The sequence below is a fragment of the Reyranella sp. genome (assembly GCF_044224635.1).
In the GTDB taxonomy this organism is placed as follows: domain Bacteria; phylum Pseudomonadota; class Alphaproteobacteria; order Reyranellales; family Reyranellaceae; genus Reyranella.
The window spans coordinates 237,186-262,755 of the sequence record NZ_JBGAKA010000004.1 but is presented as its reverse complement, the minus strand read 5'-3'; the positions used below and the strand labels follow the sequence as shown (position 1 = coordinate 262,755).

The following is a 25,570-nucleotide window of genomic DNA, read 5'->3' as shown; positions in this document are numbered from 1 at the left end:
GGTCGCGGTGGGCCGGCCGACGTTGTCGTATTCGAAGGTGGTGACCCGGCCCTCGGCATCGGTGGTGCGGGCCAGGCGGTCGAGGATGTCGTAGGCCCAGGTGGTCACGTTGCCGTTGGCGTCGGTGGCGCTGGCCTGCTTGCCGGTCGGCGTCCAGGTGGCGCTGGTGGTGCGCAGCACCGCGTCGGCGCTGCTCTGGCGGGCCTGCAGCAGCCTGCCGTCGGCATCGTAGGTGTTGGTCGTGACGACACCGCCGGGCGCCGCCGGGGTGGCGGCGGTCGTGGTCTCGACCGGCCGGCGCGCGAGGTCGAAGGTCGCGCGGGTGACGTTGCCGTTGGGGTCGGTGATCGAGATCACGTCGCCCCAGGCATTGTAGGCATAGGCGGTGGTCCGGCTGAGCGGTCCTGTGCCGTCACCCTCGACGGTCGACAGGCGATTGCCGAGCTCGTCGTAGGCGTGGCGCGTGACGGTGCCGACCGGGTCGGTGACGGTGAGGGGCAAGCCGGCCCCGGTCCAGGCATAGCTCGTGGTCGCCTTGGGCGTGCCGGCGCTGTTGGCGACCACGGACAGCAGGTTGCCGGCACCATCGTAGGCGAGGGTCGTCACCAGCCCGCGCGGGTCGGTGATCTGGATCGGCTTGTTGAAGGTCGGATCGTAGACCGCCGAGGTCACCAGGGTCTTCACCGGGGTGGGGACGGTCTTGTCGTTGCGCGTCGCCCTGGTGACGTTGCTGTTGAGGTCGTACTCGTAGGAGATGCTGTTGCCCGCCGGGAGAGACGTTTTCGTCGGCCGATCGCGACCGTCATAGTCCGTGGCGGTCCGGAGGTTCAGGCCGTCCAGGTCCTGGATGTCGAGCCGCGTTCTGCCACGCGCTGTGGTGTAGAGCACGTGCCGCGTGCCCTTTGGGTCGACCTCCTCGCTGCGCGTGCCGGCGAAGAAATACTGCCAGGCTCCGCCATTGGCATCGGTCTGGGTCATCACCCGGCCCAGCGAATCGTAGCTGTTGGTGACGAACGGCGTGCTGGGGAAGGAGGGATTGACGACTGTCGCGAGCTGACCCGGAGCCGCGTAGGCATAGCTCGTCAGGTTGCCCAGCGTATCGGTGAACCCGATGAGATTTCCCGACGGATCGTAGGTGTAGGACACGCTGCGGCCGGAATCGTCCTGCACCTGCTTCAACAAGTCGGAGTCATAGGTGAATGTCAGCTGGCGACGGAAATCGTTGGTAACGCTGACCAGCTTCGCCGGGGAGCCGGCGTAGGTCAGGGTGATCGTTGCCCCTGCCGCGCTGCGCCAGGTCGCGAGATTGCCGTTGGTATCGAACGACAAGGTGGTGCGATCCTTGGCGACGTAGGTGTAGGCGCCATTGTCGAGGGTCAGCCTGGCTCCGGAAGCCAGCGGCGGATTGTAGGTTCCGTCGGCCAGCTTGACGAAGTGCTCGACGAGCCCGGGTTGCGTCACCGCGACGACGTTGCCGGTAAGCTGGTCCATCAGCCAGCGCTGCACGATCGATGCGACCACGATCCCTTCCAGGGATTTCGCTGTCGTCGAACCGTCGTTGAGAATGTCCCAGGCGACGAACAGCGCCGCTATGGAAGCCGCGCCGTTGATAGGCGAGTTCACACCGAGACCTTCGAAGACGTCACTGTTCGCCAGCGCCGTGATGGCAAAATTGTGGGACCAGCCAGGCCCCAGGGGGCCGCTTTGGAAACGCGTGCCGGAGTCGTAATGGCGCTGGAAGGCCAGACCATAGGGCATCCCCTGGCTGCCAACGGACAGATCGGTCGCGCTCAGCAGATAGTCGCCCGTGACAAGGTTGATGGGCTCCCAACTGATCGGCACCCCGAAAAAGCCGCCGGCATAGCCCCAGGAGCCCTGCGGATTGGTGATGACGGACGATTGAAACAACGCCGGTGTCAGGGAGTAGGGAGTATTCGCGACGACCGCATCGATCGGAACCGGAACCGCCGGTTCGCCACCGCTCAGACCACCCGATATGAGCGCGCCTATTCTTCTCCCATCCTGCGCGACACTGAAGTATCCCACCCCGGAGAACTGATCCACGACGATCGTACCGTTGGCGGGTGCGATCACTCGCAAATGCTGCCCGAGCACAAAGTCGTTTATCCGGTTCAAGTCCTCCGGACGGTACGTAGGGGTGAGAATCGGCCGAATGGTGCTCTCGTAGTACGCCTCGCTTCCTCCATTGGAAGTATTGTTGATGTCGAAGATGGTCCCGCCGGCCAAAACGGTCGTATCGATCAGTTTGACCGTCGACACCGCGACTGATCCGGGCTGTGTCTGCTCGATGGCGCCCGACTCGGCAATGCTCAAGAAGGTGGTGTCACCGACGAACACGGCGGCCTCGATCGGCGTGAATCCATCGGTGTCCGGCCGCGCGCTCTTCTGTATTGGCGACACGAGTACGAGTGGCAGATCGATGAAAGGACCGACCGAAGATGTCCCCACTGGCTTCATGCCGACGATGCCCACCGCATGGTGGGAAATCAAGGTAGTTCCCGAAACCTGGCCGATCACATGCTTCGCTTGTGCATGCTCGGCGAGCCACGTGTAGCTGAGCATGGCCAAGCTCTCCCCGAGCACCGGTTCCGCGGAGGGATCGTCAGGTGACTGCCTGGCATTCTGCACGAGCACCTTTCGGTGCTTCTCGATCATGCCGCGGCCGGTTGGGCCCCACCCCGTGCCAATCAGGAAGGTGGCGTTGGATGCGGGTGTGACCTGCAGTTGAGTGTTGTCGACCACGTCGACGCCGCCACCACTTGGGTACGGGTGGTCAATCGACGTTTTCACCACCAGCCGTCGACCGGCTGGGACTGCCCCCGACGCCGCCAGTTGGGTCACGCCGTCGTACAGAAGACTTGGAACAGCGGCTCCGTCGAAGTGGACGACGAGTCTGTGACCATACACATCGGCACTGTTGTAGGTGACCGGGCCAGCAAGAGAACTGAAGACCTGCGTGCCAGGGTCTATGGAGCCCAGCTCCAGAGTCAGCCTCGTCCGCAAATAGCTCGGAATAGAGTCCGTAATATCGATGATCTCGAATTGGTTTGGCAAAAAGGTCTGGCGGCGCTTCACACCAGGTGGTTGGGGACGAATTGCGGCGCCGCCGATGATATCGCTGGTTGCAGCTGCCGGGCTGTTGCTCCGGATGTGCTTGACTGGACCTCTGTCACGGTTGACCCAACCGAATCGATAGTGCCGGCGAATCCCCCAGAACCCAGCGTGCGGTTGACGCTGCCGTAGCTGTCGTCCACCCGAGCCAGTTCGTCAGCTCATCAGCTTTGATCTTGATCCTGCCGTAGACAAAGTAGGCCTCGAAGCCCGATTGCCGCAGCAGGGCAATCATCAACTCGGCTTGATCGTGGGACGTTCCCTTGCCGTCGAGCAACGTGCCCAGTGGTCCCTTGAGGCTACCGAACTGCGGAAGAGTCTCGATATTATTGAGCACATACTCGTAGATGAGGTCGGGATCGTGCTTGAGCGCCCGAGCCAGCTCGACGATTTCCGGAGGCTGATCCTGGGCGCTGACGGCACGTGTGTGCCCAGCGAGACACGTGGCCAGCCACAAGACGGTCCCAATCCAGCGCAGCGCCTCCCCCGTAATCGGACAGGGCGCTCGCATATGGGCGCTCTTTTCATTCTCCTCCCCAGCGAAGCTGGGGAGGTGCCCCCGTAATCGAGGGCGGAGGGGTCATAGGCCCCAGTGCTGCTGCTCATGACCCCTCCGTCGCCGTGAGACGGCGACACCTCCCCAGCTTCGCTAGGGAGGTGGGACCAAGAGCTGGCGCGCTCCCGGCAATCAGGCCCGGGGTCCGCCTGAGGGCGTCCCGTCACTCGAAGTCGATGGCGTGACGGATCTGGTAGCCGCCCAGAAGCTCGCTGCAGCGCCGGGCGATGGCGTCGCGCGATCCGGCGGCGGCCGACGGCGCGGCGATGCGCACCGCCGCCAGGGTGCCGTGGGTCGGGTCGTTGCGGACCGTGACGGTGGCGGCGATGCCTTCCGCCCGGAGCGGCGCCAGGGCGGCCTCGAAGGCGAGCTGGGCCGCCTGCAGGCGCAGCGCCGGCTTGAAGATCTTGCCGACGCCGGTCAGCGGCATGACCGGGATCTGCACGACCTGCACCGGCACGGCGGCGCGCTCGGGAATCTCGCGGCGGCAGAATTCGCGCAGCGCCTCGGACGTGGCGCCGGCGTCGGGGCGCAGCTGCACGAAGGCCATCGGCAGCTCGCCGGCATAGCTGTCGGGCAGGCCGACGGCGGCCGCGGTCTCGACCGCGGGATGGCGGCTCAGCGCCTCCTCGATCACGATCGGATCGATGTTGTGGCCGCCGCGGATGATCAGGTCCTTGGAGCGGCCGGTCAGCCAGAGGTAGCCCTCGGCGTCGAGGCGGCCGAGATCGCCCGAATCGAGCCAGCCGTCGGCCAGCATCGCGCCGCGGTCGTGGCGCGGATCGAGGTAGCCCGGCGTGACCTGGGGCCCGCGCATCAGCACGTGGCCGATCTCGCCCGTGGGGCAATCGCCCCGGATGGTGCCGTCGGGTGCGACGTCGGCGATGCGGACCTCGGTGTAGGGCATGCGCAGCCCGACCGAGCCGGCGCGCCGCTCGCCGTGCAGCGGGTTCATGGTCGAGTAGCAGTGCACCTCGGTCATGCCGTAGCCCTCGATCACCGGCGCGCCGATCTCGCGCTCTATGCGGCGGATCAGCTCGACCGGCACCGTCGAGCCGCCGGTGACGAAGGTCTTGAGCGAGCTGAGGTCATGGCCGTCGCGCGGCACGTTCATGATCGCGGCCAGCGTCGTCGGCACGGCGCCGGCGACGGTGACGCGGTTGCGCTCGACGATGCTCCAGTAGTCGCGCACGACGTTGGGGTTGCGCGCGCCGAGCGGGGTGGGGATCACCACCGTCCAGCCGTTGGCGATCGGCGCCAGCCCGCCGAACAGCGAGCCGCCGACATGGAACTGCGGCAGCGGGTTGAGCAGCACCGTGCCCGGCCCGAGATCGACCATCAGGGTGTTGGTCCACGCCATCAGGGCGAGCGCGCCGTGGGTGTGCCTGGCGAGCTTGGGCAGGCCGGTGGTGCCGCCGGTATGGAACAGCGCCGCCACCGTGTCGCGTGCCAGCGGCTTGGGCGCGATCAGGCGGTCGTCGGGTTGCTGCGCGCAGGCGGTCTCGAAATCCACGGCGTCGGTCGCCGTCCTGTCGCTGCCGATGCGGAACACTTTTAGCCCGGGCATCGCCTGGCGGATCGCCTCCACCTTCGGCCAGATGTCGGGGAAGATCGAGGCGTCGGCGGCGATCAGCGCCCGCGCGCCGGCTTCCTTCATGATGCCGGCGATCTGCGTCGCGTCGAGGAAGTAGTTCACCGGGTTGGCGACGGCCGCGATCTCGGCCGCCCACAGGGCGATGAAGGTTTCCGGCAGGCCGGGCAGCAGCAGGGTCACGGTGTCGTCCGGCCCGATGCCGTGGGCCTGCAGCAGGTTCGCCGCCTGGGTCACCCGGCGCAGCATCGCGTCATAGCCGACGTCGCGCACCGGATCGGTCGGCCCGCTGCCCGACAGGAAGCGGAACGCGGTGCGGTTGCCGTGGCTGGCCGCGGCATCGCGCAGGATCTCGGCGACGGTGTGCTGGCGGATGCGGTCGGTCGCCGGCACCCGCTCGAGCTCGACGATGTCGGCTTGCGTGCGAATCTTCATCGTGGGGTTTCCTGCCAGGGCTCAGGTCGGTCAGACGTACTCGACCTTCATGATCTCGATCTCTTCCTCGCCGGCCGGCGTGCGCATGCGCACGACGTCGCCTTCGTGGGCTTTGAGCACGGCGCGTGCGATCGGCGATATCCAGCTGACGTGGCCGTGACCGGGATCGACCTCGTCGACGCCGACGATCTTGATGGTGCGCTCCGCGCCCGTGGCATTGGCCCAGGTCACGGTGGCACCGAAGAACACCTGGTCGGTCTTCGGCCGCTTGGCGGGATCGACGACCTCCGAGCGCTCCAGGCGCTTGGACAGGAAGCGGATGCGGCGGTCGATCTCGCGCAGGCGCTTCTTGCCGTAGAGATAGTCGCCGTTCTCCGAGCGATCGCCGTTGGCGGCCGCCCACGACACGACCTGCACGACTTCCGGCCGCTCCTTGCGCATCAGCGTCATCAGCTCCTCGCGCAGGCGCGCGAAGCCCGCGGGGGTCATGTAGTTCTTGGCGCCGGCGGGCAGGCCCGCGATCTCGTCCGGGAGATCGTCGTCGTCGCCGTCGTCGGTTTCCTTGGTGAAGGCCTTGCTCATGACGCCGCCAGTCTAGCCGCTCGGGGGCAGGGCGCCAGCCGGCGGAACGGGCGCTCTTCCGGACCGCGAGTGTTTGCGCTGGGATTAGAGGTTGCCGACGGGCGAGACCCATAGGCGTCAAATGTGTCGAAGACCCTACAAAATCCTCATCCTGAGGAGCCACGCGAAGCGTGGCGTCTCGAAGGATGGGCCACAGATGAATTGGTTGGAGAAGTGAGTGTCGCGACACCTTGTCTGTTGCCGACCAAAGGGCGAAGGTGACTTCGCCCGAATCGAGACGCGGCCCTCCGGGCCGCTCCTCAGGGTGAGGATTTTTCGTAATTCAACGCCTATGGGGGCGGGACCCGCACCCGATCCGGGCCGGGCTCTCTTGACGGCGTGAGAAGCCTGCCTAGCGTGGGGGGCATCGGCGATAACGCATGCCGTCAGCCAATTCGGCTGGGCCGCCTGCCCGATCCTGTCATGTCGTGATATCGCGTTTGGGGAACCTTTGTGCAAACCCGAGGGAATGATCGTGATTGCCAGGATTGGCGCCAATCAACGTGCGGCAAGAGACAGCGGGGGCGCGCCTGCGCATGACCCCGACCGCAAGACGGCTCCCCCGACCGCAAACGGCCCTGCCGGGCGGTGTCTTGCGGTCGGCCAACCCCTTGATTCCAAAGGATCCGAACGCACCGAACGCACCGAACGCAAAAATGCAGGGTGATTCTATTCGGCAGGTGCCAGGGTCGGGACCGCGACGCTCTTCGAATCCCTCCCCCGTAATCGGGGGAGGTGCCCCGTCATACGGGGCGGAGGGGGAGAGCCGCAGTCGAGATCTTTTTGACGTTGGACTCACATGGATCTCGTGTGAGGCCTTCCCCCTCCGCCCCCTGCGGGGGCACCTCCCCCGTAAGACGGGGGAGGAATGGAGATGCGTCCACTCGTGACGGCCCCATCCTCCGATCCGCTCGACCGGCCGCGCCTGCAGCGCTCGTCCGGCGCAAGCCGTGTCGCCTACGACCTGCGCGACGGCACGACGCGGCTCAGCGATCTCTACCAGCGCGATCCCTGCCGGGTGCTGTTCCCCGAGCCCGAGCCGGGCGAGCCGCCGCAGGCGGTGCTGCTCACCACCTCGGGCGGGGTCACCGGCGGCGATGCGCTCGCCATGGCGATCGAGATCGGCCCCGGCGCGACCGCCGTGGCGACGACCCAGGCGGCGGAGAAGGTCTATCGGGCCGCCCCCGGCAGCGGTCCCTGCCGCATCGACGTGTCGGTGCGCGTGGGCGAGGGCGCGACGCTCGACTGGCTGCCGCAGGAGACGATCGTCTTCCAGGGCGCGCGCCTGCAGCGGCGCACGGTGGCCGACGTCGCGCCCGGCGGCGCGCTGCTGGCCTGCGAGATGGTGGTGCTGGGCCGCGCCGCCTCGGGCGAGCGTTTCGTCTCGGGCCTGCTGCTCGACAGCTGGTCGGTGCGCCGGACAGATCGGAGTCAACCTGGGCGTCTCCTGTGGACCGACGCCTTGCGCGTCGAGGGCGAGACGCCCGAGGGCGCAGGCTTCGGCGCGGCCAATGCGCTCGCCACGGTGATCGGCGTGTGGGACGAGCCGCGTCAGCATTTCGAGAGGGCGCGCGCCCTGCTCGACGGCGTCACCGAGGCGCGGGCCGCGGTCACCCTGGTCAACGGCGTGATGGTCGCCCGCGTGCTCGGCGAGGCGACGGCGGTGCGGCGCACCACCATCCGGTTTCTCACCGATTTCCGCGGCCGCCGGCTGCCGCGAGTCTGGCATGTTTGATGCAGCCTTTTATAGTCGGGCCACGTCGCCAGGGGGAAACGCTCGATGAATCTGACGCCGCGCGAGAAGGACAAGCTCTTGATTGCCATGGCGGCCCAGGTGGCGCGCCGCCGCCTCGAGCGCGGCGTGAAGCTCAATCATCCCGAAGCGGTGGCGCTGATCACCGACTTCGTCGTCGAGGGCGCGCGTGACGGCCGGTCGGTCGCCGAGCTGATGCAGGCGGGCGCCACGGTCGTGCGCCGCGAGCAGGTGATGGACGGCATCGCCGACATGATCGACGAGATCCAGGTCGAGGCGACCTTCCCCGACGGCACCAAGCTCGTCACCGTCCACGCGCCGATCCGCTGAGGAGAATCCTGATGAAACCGGGAGAGATCCTCGCCGCGCCGGGCGAGCTCGAGCTCAACAAGAGCAGCAATCCGATCACCCTGGAAGTCGCCAACACCGGCGACCGCCCGATCCAGGTCGGCAGCCACTACCATTTCTTCGAGACCAACGAGGCGCTGAAGTTCGACCGCGCGCGTGCCAAGGGCATGCGGCTCGACATCGCCGCCGGCACCGCGGTGCGGTTCGAGCCCGGCCAGTCGCGCACCGTCCGCCTCACGCCCTTTCTCGGCGGCCGTGAGAGCCATGGCTTCCAGGCCAAGGTCTCGGGCAAGCTCGGCCGCATCGCCAGGGCCGGACCGTCCAACGAAGGCCCGGCCCGCATCTCGCGCTCGGCCTATGTCCACATGTTCGGGCCGACGGTCGGCGACAAGGTGCGGCTCGCCGACACCGACCTGCTCGTCGAGGTCGAGAAGGACCACACGACCTACGGCGAGGAGGTCAAGTTCGGCGGCGGCAAGGTGATCCGCGACGGCATGGGCCAGAGCCAGCGCACGCGCGCCCAGGGCGCCGTCGACACCGTCATCACCAACGCGCTGATCATCGACCACTGGGGTATCGTGAAGGCCGACATCGGCCTCAAGGACGGCCGCATCGTCGGCATCGGCAAGGCGGGCAATCCCGACATCCAGCCCAACGTCGACATCGTGATCGGCCCGGGCACCGAGATCATCGCCGGCGAGGGCAAGATCGTCACCGCCGGCGGCATCGACTGCCACATCCATTTCATCTGCCCGCAGCAGGTCGACGACGCGCTCTACAGCGGCGTCACCACCATGATGGGCGGCGGCACCGGTCCGGCGCACGGCACCTTCGCCACCACCATCACGCCGGGCCCCTGGCATCTCGGCCGCATGCTGCAGGCGGCCGAGGGCCTGCCGATGAATCTCGGCTTCTTCGGCAAGGGCAACACCAGCAAGCCGGCCGGCCTCAGGGAGCAGGTCGAGGCCGGCGCCTGCGGGCTCAAGCTGCACGAGGACTGGGGCACCACGCCGGCGGCGATCGACAATTGCCTGAGCGTCGCCGACCGCATGGACGTCCAGGTGGCGATCCACACCGATACGCTGAACGAGTCGGGCTTCGTCGAGACCACGCGCGCCGCCTTCAAGGGCCGCGCCATCGCCACCTTCCACACCGAGGGCGCGGGCGGCGGCCACGCGCCCGACATCATCCGGCTGTGCGGCGAGAAGAACGTGCTGCCGTCGTCGACCAACCCGACGATGCCCTACACCGTCAACACCGTCGACGAGCATCTCGACATGCTGATGGTGTGCCATCACCTCGATTCGTCGATCCCCGAGGACGTCGCCTTCGCCGAGAGCCGCATCCGCAAGGAGACCATCGCGGCCGAGGACATCCTGCACGACATGGGCGCCTTCTCGATGATGTCGTCCGACAGCCAGGCGATGGGCCGCGTCGGCGAGGTGGTGATCCGCACCTGGCAGACCGCCGACAAGATGAAGAAGCAGCGTGGCCGGCTGAAGGAGGAGCAGGGCGACAACGACAATGTCCGGGTCAAGCGCTACGTCGCCAAGTACACGATCAACCCGGCGATCACCCACGGCATCGCGCGCCATGTCGGCTCGATCGAGGTCGGCAAGCGCGCCGACCTGGTGATCTGGGCGCCCGCCTTCTTCGGCGCCAAGCCGGACGCCGTGCTGATCGGCGGCACCATCGTGGCCGCCCCGATGGGCGATCCCAACGCCTCGATCCCGACGCCGCAGCCGGTGCACTACCGGCCGATGTTCGGCGCCTTCGGCAAGAGCCTGGTGGCCAGCCCGGCGCTGTTCGTCTCGCAGGCCGCGATCGCCAAGGGCGTGGCGAAGGCATGGGGCCTGTCGCGCCCGCTGATCGCCGTCAAGAACACCCGCAAGATCGGCAAGAAGCACATGGTTCACAATGATCTATGCCCCGAGATCGAGGTCGACCCCGAGACCTACGAGGTGCGCGCCAACGGCGAGCTCCTGACCTGCGAGCCGGCGACCGAGCTGCCGATGGCGCAGCGGTATTTCCTGTTTTGACAATGATCCGCTCTCTTCTTCTTCTTCTCCTCCCCAGCTTCGCTGGGGAGGTGCCCCGTCATACGGGGCGGAGGGGTCATGAGTCACAGAAGGCAGCGGTGCCATGACTCATGACCCCTCCGTCGCCGCAAGACGGCGACACCTCCCCAGCGGAGCTGGGGAGGAGGGTTTGACATGAAGCGCGCCGTCGAAGTGGTGCGCGCCTGCGGCTGGCCGGCCGGGCAGCGGGCCGACACCGTGACCCTGCCGTTCGACGACCGCTATCGCCGGCGGCTGCGCATGCTGGGCGACGGCGGGCTCGATTTCCTGCTCGACCTGGTCGAGCCGATCGTGCTGCACACCGGCGACGGGCTCCGGCTGGAGGAGGGCGGCATCGTCGAGGTCAGGGCGGCCGACGAGGACCTGGTCGAGGTGCGCGGCCGCGATGCCGCCGCGTTCGCCCGCATCGCCTGGCATCTCGGCAACCGCCACCTGCCGGCGCAAATTGACAGCGACAGGATCCTGATCCGCGACGACCACGTGATCGTCGACATGCTGAAGGGTCTGGGCGCCGACGTGCGCAAGGTGCGCGCCCCCTTCGATCCCGAAGGCGGCGCCTACGGCCAGCACAACCACGACCTCGGCCACCGGCACGGCCCGCTGCACGAGGAACGCCATGGCTGAGGCGACCCTTGATCCGCTCTATCGCCTGCTCGCCTGGCTGTCGCCCGCCTACCCGATCGGCGCCTTCAGCTACAGCCACGGCATCGAGACCGCGGTCGAGCAGGGTTTCGTCAAGGACCGGCCGACGCTGGTGACGTGGCTCGCCAGCGTGCTGCTGCATGGCACCGGCGCGGTCGACGGCGCCCTGTTTGCCGCCGCCTGGCGGGCCGCGACGGACCACGACTGGCAGGCCTTCGACGCCATCGCCGAGCGCGCGGCGGCGTGGCGCGGCAGCGCGGAGATGGCGCTCGAATCGCGCCAGCAGGGCGGCTCGTTCCTGTCGATCACGCGGGTCGCCTGGCCGCATCCGGCGCTCGACGCGGCGCACCGGCGCCTGGCCGGCGAGATCGGCCTGCCGGTGGCGGTGGCGCTGGCCGCCGCCGCGCACGACATCGCCCTGGCGCGCGCCCTCGCAGGCTACCTGCATGCCTTCGTCGCCAACCTGATCTCGGCCGCGGTCCGCTCCGTGCCGCTCGGCCAGAGCGACGGCCAGATCGCGCTGGCGTCCCTGGAGGGCGCCGTGCGCCGGGCGGCCGCGGCGGCCGAGGCCGTGACGTCGCTCGACGAGGTCGGCGCCTGCACGCCGCTGCTCGACTGGTGCTCGATGCGCCACGAGACCCAGTACACGCGCCTGTTCCGCTCATGAACCTCGTGCTCGCGATCCTGCTGTTCCTCGGCATCGGCGCGGCGGCGGCCGTGCATGCCGTGTGGGGGCTCGGCAGCACCTGGCCGGAGGCTGACGAGGAAGCCCTGGCAAGAAGCGTCGTCGGCGACGGCCGCCGGCGCATGCCGCCGGCCTGGCAGTGTTTTGCCGTCGCCGCCCTGCTCGCGCTGGCGGCGCTGTGGCCCTTCCTCATGCTGGGGCGCGGCGAGGTGCCCGTCGTGCTGGCGGGAAGCTTCGCCATCGGCGGCCTGTTCATCGCCCGCGGCTTCGCCGGCTACAGCCCGCGCTGGCGCGGCCGGTTTCGCGACGAGCCTTTCGCGACGCGCGACCGGCGCTACTATTCGCCGTTCTGCCTCCTGATGGGGGTGGGCTATCTTGCGCTGCTGGCGGGAGAGATGGAGCTGCAATGAGCGTGCGTGGCCCGTTGAGGGTGGGCGTCGGCGGCCCGGTCGGATCGGGCAAGACGGCGCTGGTCGAGCGCCTGTGCAAATCGATGCGCGGGGCCTACGACATCGCCGTCGTCACCAACGACATCTACACCAAGGAGGACGCCGAGTTCCTGACCCGCGCCGGGGCGCTGGCGCCCGAGCGCATCGTCGGCGTCGAGACCGGCGGCTGCCCGCACACCGCGATCCGCGAGGACGCCTCGATCAACCTCGCCGCCGTCTCGGACATCGTGCGCAAATGGCCCGGCCTCGAGATCGTGTTCGTCGAATCGGGCGGCGACAATCTGGCCGCCACCTTCTCGCCCGAGCTGGCCGATCTCACGATCTACGTCATCGACGTGGCGGCCGGCGAGAAGATCCCGCGCAAGGGTGGGCCGGGGATCACCCGCTCCGACCTGCTGGTCATCAACAAGATCGATCTCGCGCCGCTGGTCGGCGCCAACCTCGACGTCATGGACCGCGATGCCCGCCGGATGCGCGGCACCCGGCCGTTCCTGTTCTCCAACCTCAAGGAGAACAAGGGCGTGGCGGACGTCGTTGCCTTCATCGTCCGGCAGGGCGGCCTGCCGGAACGGCCTACCGCGAAGAGCGGGTGATGAAATCCAGCCATGACAGCAATTCTGGATCAAGTGTTTCGTGACAGGCCCTGCCGTTGACAGGTCCTTAACAGGTAAGGGGTAGAAGAATGAGTAGAACGATTGGCCTCACCGCTTTGCTGCTGGCCCTTGCCGGCCCGGCCCTCGCCCATTCCGGCCACGACGGGTCGGGCTTCCTCCATCCCTTCACCGGGATCGATCATGTGCTGGCTGCCGTCGCCGTGGGCGTTTGGGCCTTCCTGCTCGCCCATCGCAAGGCCGTGCTCGCCGTCCTGGTGCCGGCCGCCTTCCTGATCATGATGGCCGCCGGGGCAATTGCCGGATTTGCAGGCATGAAACTGCCTCTTGTCGAGGCGGCGATCCTCACCTCGGTTTTTGTCGTGGGCGGCCTGATCGCCGGGGGCGTGCGCCTGTCGGCCGCGCTCGCGATGACGGTCGTCGGCGTCTTCGCCGTCTTTCACGGCTACGCCCACGCCGTGGAAGCGCCTTCCTTGCCGCCGGTCCCCTACATCTTGGGCCTGGCGGCTGCGACCGCCATCCTGGAGAGCGCCGGGCTGCTCCTCGGCTGGCTCGTCAGGCGCGGCATCGGCGAGGTCGGCTTACGCGCCCTGGGCGGGGTGGTCGTGGCCGGCGGCGCGCTGTTCCTGATGGCCAACTGAGACTTATCCCGGACCGTGGCCCGAGTTTGGCACGACTTTCGCTCTCGCAGAGTTTCGACGGGGAGATTCCGTCGGATATCAAGGAGAGCGGGATGAAACTGGGTTCAATCGTGCGGACGGGCCTCGTCGCCGCCGGCCTGCTGGCCGGCGCTGCGGGCAGCGCGTTCGCCCAAGGTGCGCCGATCAAGGTCGGCATTCTGCATTCGTTGTCGGGGACGATGGCGATCAGCGAGACGACGCTCAAGGACGTCATGCTGATGCTGATCGAGGAGCAGAACAAGAAGGGCGGCGTGCTGGGCCGCAAGCTCGAGGCGGTGGTCGTCGACCCGGCGTCGAACTGGCCGCTGTTCGCCGAGAAGGCGCGCGAGCTCCTGCAGAAGGACAAGGTCGCGGCGGTATTCGGCTGCTGGACCTCGGTCAGCCGCAAGTCGGTGCTGCCGGTGTTCGAGGAGCTGAACGGCATCCTGTTCTACCCGGTGCAGTACGAGGGTGAGGAGAGCTCGCGCAACGTGTTCTACACCGGCGCGGCGCCCAACCAGCAGGCGATCCCGGCGGTCGACTACCTGATGGAGAACGAGAAGGTCCAGCGCTGGGTGCTGGCCGGCACCGACTACGTCTATCCGCGCACGACCAACAAGATCCTCGAGGCGTACCTCAAGCAGAAGGGCGTCAAGCAGGAAGACATCCTGATCAACTACACGCCGTTCGGTCATTCCGACTGGCAGTCGATCGTGGCCGATATCAAGAAGTTCGGCTCGGCCGGCAAGAAGACGGCGGTGGTCTCGACCATCAACGGCGACGCCAACGTGCCGTTCTACAAGGAGCTGGGCAACGCCGGCATCAAGGCCAAGGACATCCCGGTGGTGGCGTTCTCGGTCGGTGAGGAAGAGCTCGCCGGCGTCGACACCAAGCCGCTGGTCGGCCATCTCGCGGCCTGGAACTACTTCCAGTCGGTGAAGAACCCGACCAACGAGGCCTTCATCAAGACCTGGCAGACCTTCACCAAGAATCCCAAGCGCGTCACCAACGACCCGATGGAAGCCCACGTGATCGGCTTCCAGATGTGGATCGAGGCGGTCAAGAAGGCCGGCACGACGGACTCCGACGCGGTGATCGATGCGCTGATCGGCATCGCCGTGCCCAACCTGTCGGGTGGCTACTCGGCGATGATGCCGAACCATCACATCACCAAGCCCGTCCTGATCGGCGAGATCCAGGGCAACGGCCAGTTCGACGTGGTGTGGCAGACCTCCGGCCTGGTGGTCGGCGACGAGTGGTCGGACTATCTGCCCGACTCGAAGGACCTGATCTCCGATTGGCGCAAGCCGCTGAACTGCGGCAACTTCAACGTCGCCACCGGCAAGTGCGGCGGCAAGGGCAAGTAGGCCCAGAGCGTGATTGCTTCAAGTGGAAACCTCACCCTGAGGAGCCACGCGGAGCGTGGCGTCTCGAAGGGTCGGCGACAGGCACGGCGTCTGGGGCCCATCCTTCGAGACGCGCCCTGCGGGCGCTCCTCAGGATGAGGTCATTCTTTGGTGCTTCAACCAAGGAAGATCACGCTCTAGCCGCCTGCCCAAGCCGTCTCATCGTGGGTCGATATCAGTAACCAACAGGGCGGGGCGACTTTCGAGTCGCCCCGTTCTGATCTCCGAGTTAATCCTGAGACATGCCGTTTCTGCGCCTGCTCGCAAGGCTCCTGCTGGTCCTGGCCTCGGCCTTCCTCTTCGGCACCGCCTTGGCCGCCGACCTCCCCGCCCTGGTGACCGGCCTTACCACCGGCGGTTTTGGCGAACGCGAGACGGCAATCGGCGCCCTGGCGGCGTCCGGCGAGGCGCGGGCGGCGCCGGTCCTCGAGGCCCTGGCGGCCGGCCAGCTCTACGTCCGCAAGTCCGACAAGGTCATCGTCATCGGCAAGCCCGACGGCAACCAGCTGGCGCTGAGCGATGCGATCACCGGCAAGCCGGCCGGCACCGCGACCGAGGCCGAGCTCGACCGCGTGCGGGTCAACAACCGGCTGCGCGGCATCATCGAGGCCGCCGTCGGCTCGCTCACCCTGATGAGCCCGGATGCGCGGGTGCGCCGCGGCGCCGCGGACTCGCTTTTGAAGCGTCCCGATCCGGCCGCGCTCAACGCCCTCGACGTCGCCATCGCAGCCGAGAAGGATCCACGCATCAAGGCCGCCTTCAGCGAGGCGCGCGCTGCCGTCGTGCTGGCCTCGGACGCGCCCAAGCCGCAGAAGCTCGACGCCATCGGCGTGCTGCGCGATCGCGGCGACCGCGATGCGCTGAGCGTCCTGCAGGGCGCCGCCAACAGCGCCGGCGACGCCGAGGTCAAGGCTGCCGCCAACGCCGCGGCGGCGGCGGTGCGCCAGACCCTGGCGGCCTGGGAGGCGGCGCAGAACGTCTGGTACGGCATCTCGCTGGGCTCCGTGCTGCTGCTGGCGGCGATCGGGCTCGCCATCACCTTTGGCACCATGGGCGTCATCAACATGGCGCACGGCGAGATGGTGATGCTGGGCGCCTACACGACCTTCGTCGTGCAGGACATCATCCGCACCTCGGCGCCGCACCTGTTCGACGCCTCGCTGGTGATCGCCCTGCCGCTCGCCTTCCTCGTCGCGGGCGCGGTCGGCGTCGCCATCGAGCGCGGCATCATCCGCTTCCTCTACGGCCGGCCGCTCGAGACCCTGCTCGCCACCTGGGGCCTGTCGCTGGTGCTGCAGCAGGCCGTGCGCTCGATCTTCGGGCCGTCCAACCGCGAGGTCGGCGCGCCGTCCTGGATGTCGGGCTTCTTCCAGGTCGGCCAGATCACCGTCACCTATGGCCGCCTGTGGATCGTGGTGTTCGCCCTGGTCGTGTTCGCCACCCTGATCCTGCTGCTGCGCAAGACCGCCCTCGGTCTCTACATGCGCGCGGTCACCCAGAACCGGCCGATGGCCTCGGCCATGGGCATCCGCACGCCGCGCGTCGATGCCCTGACCTTCGGCCTCGGGTCCGGCATCGCCGGGCTGGCCGGCGTGGCGCTGAGCCAGATCGACAATGTCAGCCCCAATCTCGGGCAGGGCTACATCATCGACTCCTTCATGGTCGTGGTGTTCGGCGGCGTCGGCAACCTGTTCGGCACCCTGGTCGGGGCGACGGCGCTCGGCATCGTCAACAAGTTCCTCGAACCCTATGCCGGTGCGGTGCTGGGCAAGATCCTGGTGCTCGTGTTCATCATCCTGTTCATCCAGCGCCGCCCGCGCGGCCTGTTCGCGCAGAAGGGCCGGTCCGTCGAATGATCACGCGCACCCTGCTGCAGGGCATCGACCGCAACCTGCGCTACTTCATCGCCCTCGTGCTCCTGCTCGGGATCGCCCTGGCGCTGTGCAACCAGCTCGTTCCGGCGGGCAGCGCGTTCCACGTGCCGGCCTGGGTGCTGCAGCTGATCGGCAAGTACCTGTGCTACGCCTTGCTGGCGCTGGCTGTCGACCTGGTGTGGGGCTACTGCGGGATCCTGTCGCTCGGCCACGGCGCGTTCTTCGCGCTCGGCGGCTACTGCATGGGCATGTACCTGATGCGCCAGATCGGCAGCCGCGGCGTCTACGGCAACCCGCTCCTGCCCGACTTCATGGTGTTCCTGAACTACAAGGAGCTGCCCTGGTTCTGGCACGGCTTCGACCAGTTCTGGTTCGCCGCCATCATGATCATCCTGGTGCCGAGCGTGCTCGCTTTCGCGCTCGGCTGGTTCGCCTTCCGCAGCCGCGTCACCGGCGTCTATCTCTCGATCATCACCCAGGCGATGACCTTCGCCCTCATGCTGGCCTTCTTCAGGAACGACATGGGCCTGGGCGGCAACAACGGCATGACCGACTTCAAGGACATCCTGGGCTTCCCGGTGCAGGCCGACACCACGCGCGCGGTGCTGTGCTTCACCTCGGCCCTGGCGCTGGCGCTCGGCCTGGTGATCTCCGGCGCAATCGTCGGCTCGCGCTTCGGCAAGGCGCTCACGGCGGTGCGCGACGCCGAGAGCCGCATGCGCTTCCTCGGCTACCGGGTCGAGGGCTACAAGCTGTTCGTGTTCGTGCTGTCGGCCGCCATGGCGGGTGTCGCCGGCGCGCTCTACGTGCCCCAGGTCGGCATCATCAACCCCAGCGAATTCTCGCCGGCCAACTCGATCGAGGCGGTGATCTGGGTCGCCGTCGGCGGCCGCGGCACCCTGATCGGCGCGGTGATCGGCGCCTTCCTGGTCAACTGGGGCAAGACCTGGCTGACCGGCGCGCTGCCCGAGGTCTGGCTGTTCGCGCTCGGCGCCCTGTTCATCGCCGTCACCCTGTTCCTGCCCAAGGGCGTGGTCGGCCTGTGGTCGCAGATCCGCAGCCGCGGCGGCGCCGGCAAGGCGAGGGCCGCCGCATGATCGCCCCCCGCAGCACCTCCGCGCTGCTCTATCTCAGCGGCGTCACCGTGTCGTTCGACGGCTTCAAGGCGCTGAACAACCTGTCGCTGCTGGTCGAGCCCGGCGAGATGCGCGCCATCATCGGCCCCAACGGCGCCGGCAAGACGACCATGATGGACGTCGTCACCGGCAAGACGCGGCCCGACGAGGGTGAGGTCGTGTTCGACGGCAAGGCCGACCTCACCAAGCTCGACGAGGCCGATATCGCGACCTTAGGCATCGGCCGCAAGTTCCAGAAGCCGACCGTGTTCGAGAACCACACGGTGCGCGACAACCTGTTGCTCGCCCTGGCCGGGCAGCGCAGCTGGTATCGCGTGCTGATCGCCCAGTCGACCAGGGCGGAAAACCAGCGGCTCGAGGAGATCCTGTCGATCATCCGCATGGGGCCGCAGCAGCACATGCTGGGCGCGCGGTTGAGCCACGGCCAGAAGCAATGGCTCGAGATCGGCATGCTGCTCGCCCAGGATCCCAAGCTCTTGCTGGTCGACGAGCCGGTCGCCGGCATGACCGACGTCGAGACCGAGACGACGGCCCAGGTGCTGCGCGAGATCAACCGCACCCATTCGGTGGTGGTGGTCGAGCACGACATGAGCTTCGTGCGCGCGCTCGGCGTCAAGGTGACGGTGCTGCACGAAGGCTCGATGCTGGCCGAGGGCACGCTCGACCAGGTGAGCGCCGATCCGCGCGTCGTCGAAGTCTATCTCGGCAGGTAAGGGCACGATGCTCGCGGTCAGCAACGTCGATCTGTACTACGGCGCCGCCCAGGCCCTGCGCTCGGTGTCGCTCTCGGCCGCGATCGGCCGCGTCACCTGCCTGCTCGGCCGCAACGGCGTCGGCAAGACCAGCCTGCTGCGCGCCATCGTCGGCCTGCAGCCGATCGCCTCCGGCTCGATCGCGCTTGCCGACGAGGAGGTCTCGCGCCTGCCACCCTACGAACGCGCTCGGCGCGGCGTCGCCATGGTGCCGCAGGGCCGCGAGATCTTCCCGCTGCTGACGGTGAAGGAGAATCTCGAGACCGGCTTCGCCCCGCTCGTCCGCGACCAGAGGAAGATTCCCGACGAGGTGTTCGAGCTCTTCCCAGTCCTGCAGTCGATGCTGAAGCGGCGCGGCGGCGACCTGTCGGGCGGCCAGCAGCAGCAGCTCGCCATCGGCCGCGCGCTCACCATGCGCCCCAGGCTCCTGGTGCTCGACGAGCCGACCGAGGGCATCCAGCCGTCGGTCATCAAGGATATCGGCCGCGCCATCACCTTCCTGCGCCAGCGCGGCGACATGGCGATCCTGCTGGTCGAGCAATACCTCGAATTCGCCCACGAGCTGGCCGACGATTTCGCGGTGATGGACCGCGGCGAGATCGTGATGTCGGGCACCCGTGAGACCTTCGACCAGGAGGCCGTCCGCCGTCACATGACGGTGTAGGAGAGGGAAGATCCCGCGCTGCGCTCGGGATGACATCAACTTTGCAGCAACACCCTCGATGTCATCCCGAGCGCAGCGAGGGATCTTTCTCTTCGCTGGGGAGCGCGCCACAAGGAGGCGGAGATTGCTCCGCCGTCGGTGGCGTTCATGGCCTTCATTGGACCGCGGGCGTACGCGCCGGGCGTGCCGGAGTTACCTAAGCGTCGCGGAGATTGAGACGGTTCTCTCGGCACCCCTCACCAGCCGTCCCGGCCGCTCGCCGGTCAGCTCGTCGTTGCACACCGTCTCGACGCCGGCATTGAAGGTGTGGCGGTAGCCCGTGGCGCGCTGGATCAGGCGGCGGCCGCCGGCCGGCAGGTCGTAGACGACCTCGGGGCGCTTCAGCGCCAGGCTGTCGAAATCGATCACGTTGATGTCGGCCTTGTGGCCCGGCGCCAGCAGGCCGCGGTCGTGGAGGCCGTAGGCCTCGGCCGTGCCGCGTGTCTGCTTGGCGATCAGGAACTCGAGCGTGAGCTTGGGGCCGCGCCGGCGGTCGCGCGCCCACAGGGTGAGCAGTGACGTCGGCGAGGAGGCATCGCAGATCACCCCGACATGGGCGCCGCCATCGGCCACGCCCAGCACCGTCGCGCTGTCGGTGATCATCTCGTGCACCACGTCGAGGTTGCCGTCGGCGTAGTTCTCGAACGGCAGCATCAGCAGGCCCTTGCCGTTCAGCGCCATCAGCGTATCGAGCGCGACCGCCTGGGGCGAGCGCCCGATCCTGCGTGCGATCGCGGCGATCGAGCTCTCGGCATCGGGTTCGTAGTCGGGCCGCTCGCCGACCGGGAACATCTTGTGGAACGAGTCGGCCAGGAAGGCGCGCGGACCATCGCCATTGGGCGTCTCGACCAGGCGACGGCGCAGCTCGCCATCCGCCACCAGCCGGGCGTAGCGTTCGGCCGGGGTGAGCCGGCGCATCTCGAGCCACGCCGGATGGGCGGCGAACGGATGCGCCGTCGTCTCGAGCCCCATCATGACGCCGATCGGGCGCGAGCCGACCTGGGCGTTGGCGGCGCGGCCGGCGCGGCGCACGCCATGGATCTGGTCGAGCGTCTGGCGCCACAGCCTGGGCTGCGCATCGACCTGCACCAGCAGGCAGGACAGCGGCCGGCCAGCCAGCGCGGCGGCCGCTTCCAGCGCCTCGAACTCGCCCGGGCCGAAATCCGAATTGACCTGCAGCACGCCGCGGCCGGCCCGCTTCATGCCGGCGGCGATGCCGAAGAGCTCGGCTTCGCGCGCGCTGAGCGACGGCGTGAAGCGGCCGTCCTTCGCCTTATGCTTGGTGGTGCGGGAGGTGGTGAAGCCAAGGGCGCCGGCGTGCAGCGCCTCCTCGGTGAGGCGGGCCATGGCCTCGATCTCGCGCTCGCCCGGCACCTCGGCATGGTCGGCGCCGCGCGCGCCCATGACGTAGAAGCGCAGCGCGCCGTGCGGCAGCTGGGCGGCGACATCGACGGCGCGCGGCATCGCCGCCAGGGCATCGAGATATTGCGGGAAGGACTCCCAGTCGAACTTCACGCCCTCGCTCAGGACGGTGCCGGGAATATCCTCGACGCCTTCCATCAGGTTGATCAGGTAGCCCGACGACCCGGGCCGCACTGGCGCGAAGCCGACGCCGCAATTGCCGAACACCGTGGTGGTGACGCCGTGCCACGAGCTCGGCGTGATGTAGGGGTCCCAGGTCGCCTGCCCGTCATAGTGGGTGTGGATGTCGACGAAGCCGGGTGCCACGATCAGCCCCGCGGCATCGATCTCGCGCCGGCCGGCGCCGAGGCTCGGGCCCGCGGCGGCGATCCGGCCGTCCTGCACGGCGACGTCGGCGATGCGGCGCGGCCGGCCCGAGCCGTCGATCACGGTTCCATTTCGGATGACGAGGTCAAACATGGCGGGAGGATAGGCCGCGGGCGGTCGTCCGGTCTATGTTCCGGACCCGCACAAGCCATCCCGTCCGGGGGACCACCCTTGCAGAAACCGCTTCTCTTTCAGCCCCTCAAGCTGCGCGGCGTCACCGCGCCCAACCGCGCCGTCGTGTCGCCCATGGTGCAGTACCGCGCCACCGATGGTCAGGTGAACGATTACCACCTCGTTCATCTCGGCAAGTTCGCGCTGGGCAAGTTCGGCATCGTCTTCACCGAGAACTGCGCCGTCGAGCCGCGCGGCCGGGTCACCCAAGGTGATCTCGGCATGTGGGACGATGGCCAGATCGAGAGCCACAAGCGCCTCGTGCGCTTCCTCAAGCAGGAAGGGGCGCTGGCCGGCACCCAGATCACCCATTCCGGCCGCAAGGGGTCGACGCCGCGCTCGTTCGACAAGCCCGGCCAGCTCGGCCCAGAGGGCGCCGGCTGGAGGAAATGGGAAGTCGTCGGCCCATCCGAATTGTCGGCCGCCGAGGGTTGGCTGGTGCCGCGCCAGCTCGCGGCGAGTGAAATCGAGGAGATCGTCAGGAAGTTCGGCGAGGCGGCGCGGCGCGCCGACGCCGCCGGCTACGACGTCATCGAGATCCACGGCGCGCACGGCTACCTGCTGGCGCAGTTCCTGTCGCCGATCAGCAACAAGCGCAACGACCAGTACGGTGGCGACCGCGCCGGCCGCATGCGCTTCCCGCTCGCCGCGGCGCACGCGGTGCGCAGTAACTGGCCCGAGCACAAGCCCATGTTCATCCGCGTCTCGACGGTCGACGGCGCTGGCGGCTGGGAGGTCGAGGACACCGTGGTCTTCGCCAAGGCGCTGAAGGAGCTGGGCGTCGACGTCATCGACTGTTCGTCGGGCGGCCTCACCGGCCTGTCGACGGCGCTGCCGGTCAAGCGCGGCCTCGGCTTCCAGGTGCCGTTCGCCGCCGCGGTGAAGCGCCAGGCCGACATCAAGACCATGGCGGTCGGCCTGATCCTCGACGGACCGCAGGCCGAGGCGATCCTGCAGGCCGGCGACGCCGACCTGATCGCGATCGGCCGGCAGGCGCTTTACGATCCGTTCTGGGCCCTGCACGCCGCGCAGGAGCTGGGCTGCGACGCCGACTTCGGCCTGTGGACGCCGGAATACGGATGGTGGCTCGAGAAGCGCAAGAACAACCTCGGCATCAGATAACAAGACAAGACACGGAAACGAACAATGACTGGCATTCTCGCTGGCCTTCGCATCGTCGAAGGCTCGGCGTTCATTGCCGCCCCGCTGGGCGGCATGACGCTCGCGCAACTGGGCGCCGACGTGATCCGCTTCGACGACATCGGGGGCGGCCTCGACAGCGACCGCTGGCCGATCACCCGGGACGGCCGCTCGATCTACTGGGCCGGACTGAACAAGGGCAAGCGGTCGATCGCCGTGGCGCTGCGCTCGCCCGAGGGCCGTGAATTGCTCACGGCGCTGATCACCGCGCCCGGCGAGGGCGCCGGCATCTTCACCACCAACATGCCGGCGCGCGGCTGGCTCGCCTACGAGGCACTGGCCAGGCGGCGCGCCGACCTGATCGCGCTCAACATCGTCGGCGCGCGCGACGGCACCGCCCATGTCGACTACACGGTGAACGCCATCACCGGCTTTCCCATGGTGACCGGGCCGGTCGCCCACGAAGGTCCGGTCAATGCCGTGGCGCCGCCGTGGGATCTCGCGACGGCCTATGCCGGCGCCCTGGCGATCCTTGCCGCCGAGCGGCATCGCCGACTGACGGGAGAGGGCCAGCGCATCGTCCTGCCCCTGCAGGACATGGCGCTCGCGGCCACCTCGGCCCTGGGCTATCTCGGCGAGGCGGTGATCAACCAGGTCGACCGCCCGCGCTTCGGCAACGAGATCTTCGGTACGTTCGGCCGCGACTTCCGCACGCGCGACGGTCGCTTCGTCATGATCTGCATCTTCTCCGACCGCCATGTCGATGCCCTGGCGAAGGCCGGCGGTTTCACCGACGCCTTCGCCCGCATCGAAAGTGAGCAGGGCCTCGACCTCAAGACCGACGCCGGTCGCTGGCTGGCGCGCGCCGAGCTGTGCGCCGTGATCGAGCCCTGGGTGGCGGCGCACACGGCCGAGGAAGTGAGCGCAGCGCTCAAGGCAGCGGGCGCATTGTGGGCTCCCTACCGGACCTTCCGCGAGCTTGCGGCAGATCGCGACCATGTGCGCGACAATCCGATGTTCACCGTTCTCGACCAGCCCGGCATCGGTCGCTATCCGGTCGCCGCCTCACCGCTGCAATTCGGCGCCGTGCCGCGCCAGCCGCCGCAACCGGCGCCGTTGCTGGGCCAGCACACCGACGAGATCCTGTCGGGAATCCTGGGACTGCCCGATCACGAGATCGCCCGCCTGCACGATCGCGCGATCGTCGCCGGGCCGGCCTAGAACCATCGCAAATGTGTCTTTCCGGCTACGCCCGGGCAGTCTCGACGCGCTTGGCGCGTCGCGCACAACGGTGCCGTGAAAAAGCCAGCGTTGCGTGACACAAGCCAATAGCCAATAGCCGAGAGTTGCCGACACCGCGAAAGGCACTACCACCTCAGGATTATAGACTCAGGTGGAGATTGAGACGGGATGAATCCGTCAGGCACGTTCTAGATATTCCTGTGTCGCCCAAGCCGCTGTCACGTCATGGAGGGCTGGATGATTTGGAACCAGATCAAGACCATGAATTGCCTGCCGCAGAAGCCTGACGACCGCTTTGACGCCTACCTGACCAGGAATCCGATAGCCTTCACGACTCCGGCGGGTCCTGACCAGCGCTACTGGGTGATCGGGCCCTACGACAAGCTCAAGGAGCTCGCGCGCGCCTTTCGCGTCGACGCCACGGCGCGGGCCAGCTTCGACGATGGCTGCTTCGGTCGGCGCCACACCGACCTGCCGCCGACCGGTGAGCAGCCGGCGGGAGGGTTCCGCAAGAAGATGGCCGTTGCGGTGCCTCGCCCGGTGAATCCGGCCCTGATCGCCATGCGCCAGGACGCCAGCCCGCCGCAGACACCCAGGCGCAGCGATCAGTTCAATGTCTTCGCCGACTTCTATGCCAAGAAGACCCTGGAGGCGCACCACATCATCGAGAAATCCATCCTGGGCGACCTCAAGCGCAACAAGGGCGACCTGCGCGACGACGTCGCGCCGTGCGTTCTCGTCGTTGCCGAGCTGCACCAGCAGATCTACACGCCGGAGGTGAGCCGCTTCCGGGCCTCCTTCAGTCCGGGCATGTCGAGCATGGCGCAGGCCGATCTGCTGACCACGATCTACAAGGATCTGTACGCGTCGCCGCAGATGGCCGATCTGCTGGCGATCGCCAATGTCATCATCGGGCAGGTGCGCCTCGGAATGCCGAAATAGGGCGCTGTTGCGAGCGTATTGATTGCTCCTCGACGCACCGACCGAGTTCCGAGGTGGGCGTGGTCGACATCGCCTTGCATATTGTGGCGAACAGACTAGTTGATTAAACTAGTTGGAAGCGAGCAGAGGCGAACATGGCGACCATTGGAAGCTTTGAGGCCAAGACCAAATTTTCTGCTCTTCTGGAGCGCGTGGAGCAGGGCGAGCAAATCTTGATTACCCGACGCGGCAAACCGGTTGCGCGATTGATGCCGATTGCGACGGCACGGAAAGAGAAAGTGTCGGCAGCGATGGAAAGGCTCCGCAAGCTGCGCAAAGGAACTACTCTTGGTGGCCTCGGTTGGAAGGAATTGCGTGACGCTGGACGCAAGTACTGACCATGTTGGTCGTCGATGCCTCGATTGCGCTGACTTGGTGTTTCGAGGATGAGGTGACGGACGCGACCCGGGTCATCGAAGTGCGAGTTGGCACCGAAGGCGCCATCGTCCCTGCCATATGGCGGCTGGAGATTGCCAATGCATTGCTGACGGCCGAACGGCGTGGCCGGCTTGAGAAGTCTCGGGTGGAAGAATGCCTGAAGCTGATGGCAGCCTTGCCGATTGCCGTCGATGCCGATTCTGACAAGCAATCGTGGGCAGATACGTTGTTGCTTGCGCGCGCCGAACGCTTAACGGCGTATGACGCTGCCTACCTCGAACTCTCAATTCGTCTCGATGCCGATCTTGCCTCGCTGGATCAAGACCTGCGGCGAGCCGCGAAGATCATGGGTGTGAGTGTAATACCCTGAAGGTGTCCCGTACGTTCCCGGACGGCGAAGCGCGCGTGTCACAGCGCAATGGAGACCGGCCAAGGCCCT

General features: G+C 67.6%; 23 protein-coding genes and 1 pseudogene. 19 read left to right on the top strand and 5 right to left on the bottom strand.

The genetic code is table 11. The features are described from left to right. From ACILR9_RS06270 to greB, 4 genes are all read right to left on the bottom strand, one after another. Positions 1 to 3,096: DUF6531 domain-containing protein (locus ACILR9_RS06270; RefSeq protein WP_395709041.1), on the bottom strand; the 3,096-nt coding region annotated here is incomplete at its 3' end. A gap of 94 nt (positions 3,097 to 3,190) precedes the next feature. After that, positions 3,191 to 3,589 carry a transglutaminase domain-containing protein gene (locus tag ACILR9_RS06265; protein ID WP_395709040.1) on the bottom strand — a complete coding sequence of 133 codons (399 nt, stop codon included), beginning with the start codon at positions 3,587 to 3,589 and terminating at the stop codon, positions 3,191 to 3,193. A gap of 262 nt (positions 3,590 to 3,851) precedes the next feature. Beyond that, positions 3,852 to 5,714 (bottom strand): acyl-CoA synthetase, encoded by a 1,863-nt coding sequence (locus ACILR9_RS06260; RefSeq protein ID WP_395709039.1) that lies wholly within the window; start codon positions 5,712 to 5,714, stop codon positions 3,852 to 3,854. A 30-nt stretch (positions 5,715 to 5,744) separates the two neighbouring features. Next, on the bottom strand, positions 5,745 to 6,296 hold the full coding sequence (gene greB, locus ACILR9_RS06255; protein ID WP_395709038.1) for a transcription elongation factor GreB: 552 nt from the start codon (positions 6,294 to 6,296) through the stop codon (positions 5,745 to 5,747). Between the two features lie 925 nt (positions 6,297 to 7,221). Between greB and ACILR9_RS06250 the strand changes: the two genes are divergently transcribed. The 14 genes and pseudogenes from ACILR9_RS06250 (at position 7,222) to urtE (ending at position 19,392) form a co-directional block, all read left to right on the top strand. Next, entirely contained in the window at positions 7,222 to 8,070 is an 849-nt protein-coding gene (locus tag ACILR9_RS06250; RefSeq protein ID WP_395709037.1) for an urease accessory protein UreD, read from the top strand. A 45-nt stretch (positions 8,071 to 8,115) separates the two neighbouring features. Beyond that, on the top strand, positions 8,116 to 8,418 hold the full coding sequence (locus tag ACILR9_RS06245) for an urease subunit gamma (protein WP_395709036.1): 303 nt from the start codon (positions 8,116 to 8,118) through the stop codon (positions 8,416 to 8,418). A gap of 11 nt (positions 8,419 to 8,429) precedes the next feature. Continuing rightward, positions 8,430 to 8,672, top strand: a pseudogene (locus ACILR9_RS06240) (urease subunit beta); the annotation flags it as partial. A gap of 66 nt (positions 8,673 to 8,738) precedes the next feature. Then, positions 8,739 to 10,475, top strand: a complete 1,737-nt coding sequence (gene ureC, locus ACILR9_RS06235; RefSeq protein WP_395709049.1) for an urease subunit alpha — start codon at positions 8,739 to 8,741, stop codon at positions 10,473 to 10,475. A 174-nt stretch (positions 10,476 to 10,649) separates the two neighbouring features. Then, positions 10,650 to 11,138, top strand: coding sequence for an urease accessory protein UreE (locus ACILR9_RS06230; RefSeq protein WP_395709035.1), 489 nt, complete (start codon positions 10,650 to 10,652; stop codon positions 11,136 to 11,138). After that, complete coding sequence (locus ACILR9_RS06225) at positions 11,131 to 11,823, top strand: urease accessory protein UreF (RefSeq protein WP_395709034.1); 693 nt, start codon at positions 11,131 to 11,133, stop codon at positions 11,821 to 11,823. Before ACILR9_RS06230 ends, ACILR9_RS06225 begins: the two co-directional genes overlap by 8 nt. Continuing rightward, positions 11,820 to 12,251: a DUF3995 domain-containing protein gene (locus tag ACILR9_RS06220; protein WP_395709033.1), complete on the top strand. Its 432-nt coding sequence runs from the start codon at positions 11,820 to 11,822 to the stop codon at positions 12,249 to 12,251. Before ACILR9_RS06225 ends, ACILR9_RS06220 begins: the two co-directional genes overlap by 4 nt. Continuing rightward, on the top strand, positions 12,248 to 12,883 hold the full coding sequence (gene ureG / locus ACILR9_RS06215; protein WP_395709032.1) for an urease accessory protein UreG: 636 nt from the start codon (positions 12,248 to 12,250) through the stop codon (positions 12,881 to 12,883). Before ACILR9_RS06220 ends, ureG begins: the two co-directional genes overlap by 4 nt. A gap of 89 nt (positions 12,884 to 12,972) precedes the next feature. Further along, a complete protein-coding gene (locus ACILR9_RS06210) occupies positions 12,973 to 13,542 on the top strand; it encodes a HupE/UreJ family protein (RefSeq protein WP_395709031.1) in 570 nt (189 codons plus the stop codon). Between the two features lie 92 nt (positions 13,543 to 13,634). Next, complete coding sequence (gene urtA, locus ACILR9_RS06205; RefSeq protein WP_395709030.1) at positions 13,635 to 14,927, top strand: urea ABC transporter substrate-binding protein; 1,293 nt, start codon at positions 13,635 to 13,637, stop codon at positions 14,925 to 14,927. A 281-nt stretch (positions 14,928 to 15,208) separates the two neighbouring features. After that, on the top strand, positions 15,209 to 16,822 hold the full coding sequence (gene urtB / locus ACILR9_RS06200; RefSeq protein ID WP_395709029.1) for an urea ABC transporter permease subunit UrtB: 1,614 nt from the start codon (positions 15,209 to 15,211) through the stop codon (positions 16,820 to 16,822). Next, positions 16,819 to 17,937 carry an urea ABC transporter permease subunit UrtC gene (gene urtC, locus ACILR9_RS06195; RefSeq protein ID WP_395709028.1) on the top strand — a complete coding sequence of 373 codons (1,119 nt, stop codon included), beginning with the start codon at positions 16,819 to 16,821 and terminating at the stop codon, positions 17,935 to 17,937. Before urtB ends, urtC begins: the two co-directional genes overlap by 4 nt. Then, a complete protein-coding gene (urtD, locus tag ACILR9_RS06190; protein WP_395709027.1) occupies positions 17,934 to 18,689 on the top strand; it encodes an urea ABC transporter ATP-binding protein UrtD in 756 nt (251 codons plus the stop codon). Before urtC ends, urtD begins: the two co-directional genes overlap by 4 nt. Before the next feature lie 7 nt (positions 18,690 to 18,696). After that, complete coding sequence (urtE, locus tag ACILR9_RS06185; protein ID WP_395709026.1) at positions 18,697 to 19,392, top strand: urea ABC transporter ATP-binding subunit UrtE; 696 nt, start codon at positions 18,697 to 18,699, stop codon at positions 19,390 to 19,392. Positions 19,393 to 19,584: 192 nt separating this feature from the next. Here the strand turns inward: urtE and ACILR9_RS06180 are convergent, their stop codons facing one another. Continuing rightward, entirely contained in the window at positions 19,585 to 21,282 is a 1,698-nt protein-coding gene (locus ACILR9_RS06180; RefSeq protein WP_395709025.1) for an amidohydrolase family protein, read from the bottom strand. Positions 21,283 to 21,390: 108 nt separating this feature from the next. Between ACILR9_RS06180 and ACILR9_RS06175 the strand changes: the two genes are divergently transcribed. The 5 genes from ACILR9_RS06175 to ACILR9_RS06155 all read left to right on the top strand — a co-directional run bounded on the left by ACILR9_RS06175 (position 21,391) and on the right by ACILR9_RS06155 (position 25,501). After that, entirely contained in the window at positions 21,391 to 22,512 is a 1,122-nt protein-coding gene (locus tag ACILR9_RS06175; protein ID WP_395709024.1) for an NADH:flavin oxidoreductase/NADH oxidase, read from the top strand. Positions 22,513 to 22,536: 24 nt separating this feature from the next. Further along, a complete protein-coding gene (locus tag ACILR9_RS06170) occupies positions 22,537 to 23,751 on the top strand; it encodes a CoA transferase (protein WP_395709023.1) in 1,215 nt (404 codons plus the stop codon). A 258-nt stretch (positions 23,752 to 24,009) separates the two neighbouring features. Next, on the top strand, positions 24,010 to 24,714 hold the full coding sequence (locus ACILR9_RS06165) for a hypothetical protein (protein ID WP_395709022.1): 705 nt from the start codon (positions 24,010 to 24,012) through the stop codon (positions 24,712 to 24,714). Positions 24,715 to 24,848: 134 nt separating this feature from the next. Continuing rightward, on the top strand, positions 24,849 to 25,091 hold the full coding sequence (locus tag ACILR9_RS06160; protein WP_395709021.1) for a type II toxin-antitoxin system Phd/YefM family antitoxin: 243 nt from the start codon (positions 24,849 to 24,851) through the stop codon (positions 25,089 to 25,091). 2 nt (positions 25,092 to 25,093) lie between these two features. Beyond that, the gene (locus tag ACILR9_RS06155; RefSeq protein ID WP_395709020.1) at positions 25,094 to 25,501 is read left to right on the top strand and encodes a type II toxin-antitoxin system VapC family toxin; all 408 of its coding nucleotides are present in this window, start codon (positions 25,094 to 25,096) and stop codon (positions 25,499 to 25,501) included. Positions 25,502 to 25,570: the final 69 nt, after the last annotated feature.

What these genes read in the sequence shown, in the direction of transcription:
- ACILR9_RS06155 (WP_395709020.1), top strand. Translation starts at nt 25,094, where the DNA reads ATGTTGGTCGTCGATGCCTCGATTGCGCTGACTTGGTGTTTCGAGGAT.
- urtD (WP_395709027.1), top strand. Translation starts at nt 17,934, where the DNA reads ATGATCGCCCCCCGCAGCACCTCCGCGCTGCTCTATCTCAGCGGCGTC.
- ACILR9_RS06245 (WP_395709036.1), top strand. Translation starts at nt 8,116, where the DNA reads ATGAATCTGACGCCGCGCGAGAAGGACAAGCTCTTGATTGCCATGGCG.
- ACILR9_RS06165 (WP_395709022.1), top strand. Translation starts at nt 24,010, where the DNA reads ATGATTTGGAACCAGATCAAGACCATGAATTGCCTGCCGCAGAAGCCT.
- ACILR9_RS06260 (WP_395709039.1), bottom strand. Translation starts at nt 5,714, where the DNA reads ATGAAGATTCGCACGCAAGCCGACATCGTCGAGCTCGAGCGGGTGCCG.
- ACILR9_RS06210 (WP_395709031.1), top strand. Translation starts at nt 12,973, where the DNA reads ATGAGTAGAACGATTGGCCTCACCGCTTTGCTGCTGGCCCTTGCCGGC.
- urtB (WP_395709029.1), top strand. Translation starts at nt 15,209, where the DNA reads ATGCCGTTTCTGCGCCTGCTCGCAAGGCTCCTGCTGGTCCTGGCCTCG.
- ACILR9_RS06160 (WP_395709021.1), top strand. Translation starts at nt 24,849, where the DNA reads ATGGCGACCATTGGAAGCTTTGAGGCCAAGACCAAATTTTCTGCTCTT.
- urtA (WP_395709030.1), top strand. Translation starts at nt 13,635, where the DNA reads ATGAAACTGGGTTCAATCGTGCGGACGGGCCTCGTCGCCGCCGGCCTG.
- ACILR9_RS06220 (WP_395709033.1), top strand. Translation starts at nt 11,820, where the DNA reads ATGAACCTCGTGCTCGCGATCCTGCTGTTCCTCGGCATCGGCGCGGCG.
- ACILR9_RS06225 (WP_395709034.1), top strand. Translation starts at nt 11,131, where the DNA reads ATGGCTGAGGCGACCCTTGATCCGCTCTATCGCCTGCTCGCCTGGCTG.
- ureG (WP_395709032.1), top strand. Translation starts at nt 12,248, where the DNA reads ATGAGCGTGCGTGGCCCGTTGAGGGTGGGCGTCGGCGGCCCGGTCGGA.
- urtC (WP_395709028.1), top strand. Translation starts at nt 16,819, where the DNA reads ATGATCACGCGCACCCTGCTGCAGGGCATCGACCGCAACCTGCGCTAC.
- urtE (WP_395709026.1), top strand. Translation starts at nt 18,697, where the DNA reads ATGCTCGCGGTCAGCAACGTCGATCTGTACTACGGCGCCGCCCAGGCC.
- ACILR9_RS06170 (WP_395709023.1), top strand. Translation starts at nt 22,537, where the DNA reads ATGACTGGCATTCTCGCTGGCCTTCGCATCGTCGAAGGCTCGGCGTTC.
- greB (WP_395709038.1), bottom strand. Translation starts at nt 6,296, where the DNA reads ATGAGCAAGGCCTTCACCAAGGAAACCGACGACGGCGACGACGACGAT.
- ACILR9_RS06230 (WP_395709035.1), top strand. Translation starts at nt 10,650, where the DNA reads ATGAAGCGCGCCGTCGAAGTGGTGCGCGCCTGCGGCTGGCCGGCCGGG.